Below are 7359 nucleotides of genomic sequence, written 5' to 3'. Positions count from 1 at the left end.
CTCCTTGATCTGCTCGCGGGACATGCCCATGGCGAGGCCGCCGAGGTAGACGTTGCGCTCGCCGGTCAGGTCGCCCATCAGGGCCGCGTTCACGCCGAGGAGGGAGGGCTGGCCGTTGGTGTAGATCTTGCCGTTCTCGACGGGCTGCAGTCCGGCGATGGCCTTGAGCAGCGTCGACTTGCCGGAGCCGTTCGTACCGATCAGGCCGACGGCCTCGCCCTTGTACGCGGTGAAGGAGACCTTCTTGACGGCGTGCACCAGGCGCACGCCCGCCGCCTTCTCCGCCGTCTTGCGGCGCAGCATGCGGTTGAGCGCGGCGGTGGCGGAGCCGCGGCCCGCCCCGGTGCCGTTGACGCGGTAGACGATGTCGACGCCGTCGCAGATGACGGTGGGGATGCGCTCGTCGCTGTTCGGGTTAGCCACGGCCGTACGTCTCCTCAGCCTTCCAGAAGTAGATGAAGCCGCCGACACCGGCGAGCAGGGCCCACCCCGTCGCCGCCGCCCACACGTGAGGGGGCAGCTGGTGCGCGTGGAAGCTGTCGATCAGCGCGAAGCGCATGAGGTCGATGTAGACGGCGGCCGGGTTGAGCTTCAGCGCCACCGTCACCAGGTGCGGAAGATTGTCGTTCTTGGTGAGCTTGTCGATGCTCCACATGACACCCGACACGTACATCCAGGTACGCAGGATGAACGGCATCAGCTGGGCGATGTCCGGCGTCCTCGCGCCCAGCCTGGCCAAGATCATCGAGACACCGGCGTTGAACGTGAACTGCAGCACCAGAGCCGGGATCGCCAGCAGCCAGGAGATGGAGATCGGCACGCCGAAGCAGAGCAGGATCACGACCAGGGCGGCCATCGAGAACAGCAGCTGCTGCAGCTGCTGGAGGCAGAAGGAGATGGGCAGCGCGGCGCGCGGGAAGTGCAGGGCGCGCACCAGCCCGAGGTTGCTGGAGATCGCGCGTGTGCCCGCCATGATCGAGCTCTGGGTGAACGTCCAGATGAACACGCCCGTCACCAGGAACGGGATGTAGTCCGGCACATTCTTCTTGGTCTGCAGCAGGACACCGAAGATGAAGTAGTACACCGCGGCGTTCAGCAGCGGGGTCATGACCTGCCAGACCTGGCCGAGCTTCGCCTGGCTGTACTGCGAGGTCAGCTTGGCGGTGGCGAAGGCCGTGATGAAGTGGCGGCGTGCCCACAGCTGGTGGACGTACTCGGGCAGGGAGGGGCGGGCACCGCTGACTGCGAGGCCGTACCGTGCGGCGAGCTGCGCCGGGGTCTCGGCCGGATCGGTGGCCGTGGGGGGCGGTGTGTGGAGGACCTGGCTCACATCCGCTGCTTTCGCTCGGGGGTCGGGTGCGCGAACCGGTCCGCAGTCTTCCGTCGTAATGGCCCCGGTGGCTCCGCTTTCCGGCATTTCTCACGTTTCTTGCCGGGGTCTTGCTCTGCTCTTGGGTCTTGTACAGCTCTTGGGGGTGTGAACGACTGCTCTTTGCGTCGAGACGGGACCGTATCGTCGCAAGGTGAGCCTAAGCCGATCTCACGTCGGAACGCAACCGTTTCGTCGTCACGCCCTATGCTGGTTCGCATGACCACGAACGCCGGCACTCCCCAGGTGAAACGGCGCCGCCGGGCCCCCGCGGGCGCGGCCGTCCTCCGCGAGGACGTGACGGAAGCCATTCGCGCGGCCGTCTTCGAGGAACTCGCGGCCGTCGGCTACGCCCGCATGTCCATCGAGGGCATCGCGCGGCGGGCGGGCGTTGGCAAGACGGCGGTGTACCGCCGATGGCGCTCCAAGCTGCACCTGGTCCTCGACCTGGTCTCGGCGGTGGCGGTCCAGGGCCTGCCGGCCCCCGACACGGGCTCCCTGGAGGGCGATCTGAGACTCCTGTACGAGGTGACGTCCCGCGCCCTGCGCCACCCGGTGGCCGGCCAGATCATCCCGGACCTCCAGGCGGAGGCAGCCCGCAACCCGGACATCGCAGAGGCCATGCAGAAGGCGCTGCGCGAGGGCCAGCAGAGCGTGGCGAGCGGTGTCGTCGCCGCGGCCGCCGCCCGCGGCGAGATCAGCGATTCCATCGACGTGGACCTGGCCCTCGATCTGATCTCGGGCCCGCTGTACTGGCGGGCGGTGGTGGTGCGGGGCCCGAAACTGCCGAAGGGGTACCTGGCGGGGCTGGCCCGGGCCACGGCGGGGGCGCTCAAGGCGTTGTGAGGGCCGGCCAGGTGCGCCGCCGACGCGAGCGGGCGCGGTGGTCCGGTCGGACGGTCGTGAGGGTCCCCGGAAGCGCCCTGCCATCTGCGAGTCGTCGGTCACCTCGCCCGGTTCCCAGCCGCCGTCCCCGCACATCTCGCCGCCGTGGCCCGGTTCCGGGAAGCGTGCCGAGAACGCGCCCTCGGCGCCGAACTCGAAGGGTGCGCCGAGTGCGTCGCCGGTGGCGGAGCAGAGGACCGCGACGATGGCGCGCCGGGCGCGGGAGCGGTGAGCGGGGCTCGGGAGCCGGTCATCGCAGAAGCCGTACGGGGGGCTCGGTTCTACTTGTCCGGAGCGCAGCCCCGCAGGATGTACGCCACCAGTTCGTCCAGGCCCCCTCCGGGCATCTCCTCCGGCAGGGAGTCGCTCGCCACGAGGGTGGCATAGCCGTGGAGGGTGGAGAAGACCCCCGTGCCGACGCGCTCCAGGGGGCCCTCGCGCACCTCTCCGCGGCGCTGGCCCTCGGCGATCAGGCTCATCATCTGCTCGGTCCACCGTTGGGATGCGGCGCTGAGTTCCTCGGACGCCTCGGGAGCGTGCTTGATCGAGTACATGAGGTCGAGCAGCTCGGCGTTGGCGACGGCGAAGTCCACGTAGGCGCGTGCCCCCGCCGCCAGCCGGCCGGCGAAGGACTCGCCGGCCCCCACCAGGGCTGCCGTCATCGTCTGTGTGATCCGGTCGAAGCCGACCAGTGCCAGGGCCTCGAGCAGTGCCTGTTTGTCCTTGAAGTGGCGGCTCGGGGCGGCATGGCTGACGCCCAGGTCGCGCGCGAGTTCCCGGAGGGACAGCGCGGCGGGTCCCTTCTCCCGAATCGTGTCCTCCGCACCGGTGAGCAGTGCGGCGCGGAGGTCTCCGTGGTGGTAACGACGACGGGTCTGCATGGGGGCAGTGTATCGAGGATGTGATCGGCGCCTACATTGTGGACAGCGACACCATTGTTGTCATTGACAGCATTGTTGGCGCCGCCTACATTGAGGACATGCCTCAGACACAACGCAAGTGGAACGCCTCCGACATCACCGACCAGACCGGCCGCACCGCCGTCGTCACCGGCGCCAACAGCGGCATCGGACTCGCCACCGTCGACGCACTGGCCCACGCGGGCGCCCATGTGGTGCTCGCCGTGCGGGACGTGCGGCGCGGCGAGGCCGCCGCCGCGACCGTTCGCGACGCGAAGGGAAGCGTCGAGGTACGCCGTCTCGATCTCGCCGATCTCGCCTCCGTACGGGAGTTCGCCGCGGACTGGCAGGGGGACCTCGATCTGCTGATCAACAACGCCGGCGTCATGAACATCCCCGAGGCCTCCACCAAGGACGGCTTCGAGATGCAGTTCGGCACCAACCACCTGGGGCACTTCGCCCTGACCAACCTGCTGCTGCCGCACATCACCGACCGCGTGGTCACGGTCTCCTCCGGGGCGCACCGCCTCCCGGCCGGCATGCACATCCACTTCGACAACCTGAACCTGACCGGTGAATACGCGCCGATGGTGGCGTACGGCCAGTCCAAGCTCGCCAACCTGCTGTTCACGCTGGAGCTCCAGCGCCGCCTGACCGAGGCGGGTTCACCGCTGCGGGCCCTCGCCGCGCATCCGGGCTGGGCCGCGACCAACCTCCAGGGCCACGACGCCAGCGTCGTGCGCCGCGTCGCCATGCGGATCGGCAACCGCGTGCTCGCCCAGGACAACCAGGCGGGTGCGCTGCCGACCCTGTACGCGGCGACCCGGGATCTGCCGGGCGCGAGCTACACCGGCCCCGACGGTCTCGGTGAGATGCGCGGCGCACCGACCTTGGTCGGCCGCTCCCACGCGGCCAGCGACCCGGAGTCGGCCCGCCGTCTGTGGACGGTCTCCGAGGAGCTGACCGGTGTCGTGTTCCCGCGCCTTCCGAAGCGCACGAAGGTGACGGCCTGAGGGCGGCGGCCGCCCGGGCTCTGTGCCCGTGCCGCCTCCGGATGTTTCCGGACCCACCCCTCCCACGCCGAGGTGATCATGTCCTCCATGTCGTGCTTGGCCGTCCAGCCCCGCTTCCGCGCGATGCGGCCGGCCGAGCGACGACCCGGGCCGGGGCGGCGGGGGGTCACCGTCGGCGGGTTGCCGTAGCCGGTGATCGCATTGATGCGGTCGACCATCTCGCGCACCGACACGCCTGGGCGCCGCCCGTGATCAGCCAGGTCATGTCCGGCCGTCCCCTCGTCAGTCGGCCCGCCGTGTCGGTGCGTTCACTTTCAGTGAGCCAGGCGCCGCAGCCTGCGGCCCAGAACGGACGACATTCCTCGCGCCCCCCACGCCACCCGCAGGGCCAGGGTCCCCGAGTGCGTCGCGTGGGGCTGCACCAGCAGCACGCCGTGCCTCAGGCTCGGCACCACGCGGCGGCGCAGCAGACCGGGCCCGGTGAGGGCGTGGGCCGTGGTGGCGCGGCTCGTGCCGTCGTCGAAGCGGAGCATCAGCGAGAGGTCCCAGGTACCGGTGCCGAGCGCCGCCAGGTCCACGGGTGTCTCGGCCGTCCAGCCGCCCGACTCCGCATCCCGTCGGAGCGTGGCGGTGTACGACAGGCCCACCCGGGCGCCGCCCTCACGCAGTACGAACTCCACATCCACCCTGGCCGGACGCGCGTTCTCCACCCGTCCGTACAACTCGTGCAGGCGCAGCCGCAGCCGGGTGGTCCGCAGGCGGGGGCGCAGTTCCGCGTCGACGGCGATCGGCAGGTGCCGGACCGGGCGGTACAGCAGGTGTTCCAACTGGACCTGCGGCAGCTCCTCCGACCAGACCGGCGTGCCGTCCGCCGTGCTCGCGTACGGCGGGGTGAGCCGCGCCGGACGGGCCGCCAGCTCCTTGAGCCGGTGCAGGTCACGCGGCTGTTCGGCGGCGAGCACCACCTGTGCGACGACCCTGCCCGGCACGGATGCCTGCGCGAGGTCGGCCGCGTCGAAGGCCGAGAGATACGCGCGAGTGTGCTTCCACCACTCGCGGCGGTACTCGGCGTCGCGGAGCGGGAGTTCCCGTGCGTACAGGCGCAGTCCGCGATCGAGGAAGGTGGTGCGTGCCGCGCGCGCGAGCCGCTTCTCACCGGCGCCCAGCAGGATCTCGTACGCCTGCCGGTTCGACTCCGTGCGCGCCTTCCAGTTCTCGATGTCGGCGCGGTCGAGAGAGATGGACAGACGCTGTGCGGAGCGCCGGACATGCCAGATGTAGACCGTGTCCGGGACCAGGGCGATGCTCGGTCCGGCGGCCAGGACGCGCGCGCCGAACACGAAGTCCTCGTAGGGGAACCGGCCTTCGGGGAAGCGGATGCCGTGCTCGCGCAGGAAATCGGTGCGGTACAGCTTGTTGACGCACAGCGTGTCGTACGCCAGACGGGGGCGCTGCGAGGGGCGGGAGATCAGGGCCGGTCGCTCGTACAGCTCCGATTGCCAGGGGGTCTCGCGACCGGAGGGCAGCTCGCGGCGCACACAGAGCCCCGCGGCGAGCGGGGTCCCGTGCACGACGGCCGCCATGAGCAGGGCGTCCACCGCCCCCGGTGGCAGCAGGTCGTCACTGTCCAGGAACATCACGTACGGGGCGGTGGCCGCGTCGATCCCGTCGTTGCGCGGGGTGCCGCAGCCGCCGCTGTTGGCGGTTCTGCGGACGACCTTGAGGCGCGGGTCCTCGGCCGCGAGGGTGTCCAGCAGTTCGGGGCTGCCGTCGGTCGACGCGTCGTCGACCGCGATCACCTCGCGGACGGAACCGCCCTGGGCGAGGGCGGAACACACCGCGTCCGTCACATGGGTGGCGTCGTCGTACCCGATGACGACGACGCTGACCTGTGCATCGTGTGGGTGCATCGATTCCACGAGCCGAAACATCAGGGATACCTGGTAATCATCTGTTAAGAGGCAATTCGCCACCTGTACGGAAAAGTGCAGGAATTCTGTCCGGTTTCCATGACGGTGCGTCCGGTTCCGGCCGTTCTGCCAGGGGGTGTCCGGAGCGCCACAGGCGGACGAGGGACACGACCGCGGCGATCGTCAGCAGTCCGTTGCGCACGAGCATGAGCACACAGCCCGTCCAGGTGCTGTTGATGACTTCCTCGTAGTACGCCGGGTACTCGACGGCGCTCACGGCGGTGGCCGCCAGGAGCAGCAGGGCCACCGGCCGCTGGGTGGTGTGACGTGACGTCAGGCAGACGGCGGCCAGGCCGATCAGCCAGATCATGTACTGAGGGCTGATCACCCGGCTGGTCACGGTGAAGAGCAGGACGGCGGAGAGGGCCGCGTCGTACGGGGTCGCCGGTGTCCAGCGGCGGTTCCGCAGCCGCCACAGGAGCATGAGAGCGAAGGCGACCCCGGTCAGCGCGAGCGAGCAGAAAGCGACCTGGTGCACATGCGGACCCACGAACTCGACCGCCCCGTACTGGTAGCGGGTGCGTCCCGGCCAGCCGGCCCGGCGCGCGAACATCAGGACGGTGCCGCCCAGCGACTCGATCTGCACGCCCCGGCCGCCCTGCTGGCGCAGGAAGTCGAACGGGTGGCGGAACAGGGTCGCCATGAGGGCGAGCAGCGTGACCGCGGTGACCAGGGCGGTCGTCCACGCCTGTCGGGTCGTACGGCCGCGCGGTGTGCCGATGAGCGCCAGCGCCGGCCACACCTTCACCAGGGCGCCGAGTGCCGCGAACGCGCCGGCGGCCCGCGGGGAGTGCGACATGGTCAGCAGGGAGACGACCGCGAAGGCGGTGACCTGGACGTCGTACCGGGCGAGCGGGATGTGCAGCAGCAGCGGCAGGCCTGCCGTCCACAGGGCCGCGCCGAGCAGCGTATGGCCCGGGCGGGTGCCCGCACGGGTGAGGACGAGTGCGATCACGGCGTCCGTGAGCAGCGTGAGGACCACGAATGCCTGAAAGTACGTCAAGCCCGGCAGCACTGCGGGTGAGAGCAGCACCGCGCCCGCTCCTGGCGGGTACTGCCACAGTTGGTCGCCCGACGGGAACGCGCCGTGCCGCAGGACGCCGTACCAGTGGAAGTACAGCTTCCACACCTCCCGGGCGACCCCGTCCCGGCCGAGCAGGGCGTACTGGTCGTGAGTCAGCAGCCACAGCATCAGGGCGCGGGTGGCGAGCCAGCCGGCGGCG

Annotated in this window: 7 protein-coding genes and 2 pseudogenes; 2 read left to right on the top strand and 7 right to left on the bottom strand. The window is 70.3% G+C overall.

Features of this window, described 5'->3' with window-relative positions; translation table 11 throughout:
- Together VXC91_RS24860 and VXC91_RS24855 are read right to left on the bottom strand one after the other, a co-directional pair.
- A partial coding sequence (locus VXC91_RS24860) for an ATP-binding cassette domain-containing protein (RefSeq protein ID WP_329509550.1) occupies positions 1 to 423 on the bottom strand: 423 nt, incomplete at its 3' end.
- Positions 416 to 1330 (bottom strand): ABC transporter permease, encoded by a 915-nt coding sequence (locus VXC91_RS24855; protein WP_329509549.1) that lies wholly within the window; start codon positions 1328 to 1330, stop codon positions 416 to 418. The genes VXC91_RS24855 and VXC91_RS24860, both read right to left, overlap by 8 nt.
- Before the next feature lie 258 nt (positions 1331 to 1588).
- On the opposite strand from VXC91_RS24855, the gene VXC91_RS24850 reads away from it, so the two are divergent.
- The gene (locus VXC91_RS24850) at positions 1589 to 2215 is read left to right on the top strand and encodes a TetR/AcrR family transcriptional regulator (RefSeq protein ID WP_329509548.1); all 627 of its coding nucleotides are present in this window, start codon (positions 1589 to 1591) and stop codon (positions 2213 to 2215) included.
- Between the two features lie 78 nt (positions 2216 to 2293).
- On the opposite strand, the pseudogene VXC91_RS24845 reads toward VXC91_RS24850, so the two are convergent.
- Both VXC91_RS24845 and VXC91_RS24840 read right to left on the bottom strand, forming a co-directional pair.
- Positions 2294 to 2461: pseudogene (locus tag VXC91_RS24845) on the bottom strand (ADP-ribosylglycohydrolase family protein); the annotation flags it as partial.
- 74 nt (positions 2462 to 2535) lie between these two features.
- Complete coding sequence (locus VXC91_RS24840) at positions 2536 to 3135, bottom strand: TetR/AcrR family transcriptional regulator (RefSeq protein ID WP_329509547.1); 600 nt, start codon at positions 3133 to 3135, stop codon at positions 2536 to 2538.
- A gap of 98 nt (positions 3136 to 3233) precedes the next feature.
- On the opposite strand from VXC91_RS24840, the gene VXC91_RS24835 reads away from it, so the two are divergent.
- The gene (locus VXC91_RS24835) at positions 3234 to 4166 is read left to right on the top strand and encodes an oxidoreductase (protein WP_329509546.1); all 933 of its coding nucleotides are present in this window, start codon (positions 3234 to 3236) and stop codon (positions 4164 to 4166) included.
- Between the two features lie 26 nt (positions 4167 to 4192).
- Here VXC91_RS24835 and VXC91_RS24830 read toward each other — a convergent pair.
- The 3 genes and pseudogenes from VXC91_RS24830 to VXC91_RS24820 all read right to left on the bottom strand — a co-directional run.
- Positions 4193 to 4414: pseudogene (locus VXC91_RS24830) on the bottom strand (UDP-glucose 4-epimerase GalE); the annotation flags it as partial.
- 66 nt (positions 4415 to 4480) lie between these two features.
- The gene (locus VXC91_RS24825; RefSeq protein WP_329509545.1) at positions 4481 to 6076 is read right to left on the bottom strand and encodes a glycosyltransferase family 2 protein; all 1596 of its coding nucleotides are present in this window, start codon (positions 6074 to 6076) and stop codon (positions 4481 to 4483) included.
- Positions 6077 to 6113: 37 nt separating this feature from the next.
- Positions 6114 to 7328: a glycosyltransferase family 87 protein gene (locus VXC91_RS24820; RefSeq protein WP_329509551.1), complete on the bottom strand. Its 1215-nt coding sequence runs from the start codon at positions 7326 to 7328 to the stop codon at positions 6114 to 6116.
- Positions 7329 to 7359 lie beyond the last annotated feature (31 nt).

It is taken from the genome of Streptomyces chiangmaiensis (assembly GCF_036281785.1).
In the GTDB taxonomy this organism is placed as follows: domain Bacteria; phylum Actinomycetota; class Actinomycetes; order Streptomycetales; family Streptomycetaceae; genus Streptomyces; species Streptomyces chiangmaiensis.
This window is presented reverse-complemented; position numbering and strand designations above follow the sequence as displayed.